Genomic DNA, 667 nt, shown 5'->3' with positions numbered 1-667 from the left:
CAGCGGGCTGGACGCGTACAACTCCCGGCCCATGCCAGTCCACTGCGATCCCTGGCCGGCGAAGACCAACCCCACGCGGGCATCCGCCCGCGCCACCCCGGCAACCACCGAAGCCGACGACACACCCGCAGCCAGCCCCTGGACCCCCGCCAGCAACTCCCCGCGATCCGCGCCCAACACGACCGCACGGTGCTCGAACGCCGTACGCGTCGCCGCCAACGACCACGCCACATCCGCCCGTTGCAGCTCCGGACGAGCCGCCACCCACTCCCGAAGACGACCCGCCTGCGCCACCAACCCGTCCGCCGAACGAGCCGAGAGCACCCACGAACCGGCAGCTTCGCCGTCCAGCAGGGGCAGCGCGTCCGGGTCCGTCACAGCCGTGGCGGAGTCACCCTCGGCCGGTTCCTCGGCCGGCGCCTCCTCCACGATGACGTGCGCGTTCGTCCCGCTGATCCCGAACGCCGACACACCCGCCCGACGCGGACGCTCCCCCGCCGGCCACGCCACCGGCTCGTCCAGCAGCCGCACCTCACCCGCGGACCAGTCCACGTGAGATGTCGGCGTGTTCACATGCAGCGTCTGCGGCAGTTGCTCATGCTGGAGCGCCAGCACCATCTTGATCACACCCGCCACACCCGCAGCAGCCTGCGTATGACCGATGTTG

The 667-nt window shown here is 71.5% G+C and carries 1 protein-coding gene; it reads right to left on the bottom strand.

The window, feature by feature from the left end:
• A partial coding sequence (locus tag AC3ERT_RS36595) for a ketoacyl-synthetase C-terminal extension domain-containing protein (RefSeq protein WP_488180762.1) occupies nucleotides 1-636 on the bottom strand: 636 nt, incomplete at its 3' end.
• Nucleotides 637-667: the final 31 nt, after the last annotated feature.

This window comes from Actinacidiphila sp. bgisy145 (assembly GCF_057708125.1).
The sequence above is the reverse complement of the archived record's forward strand: the minus strand, read 5'-3'. Positions and strand labels throughout refer to the sequence as shown.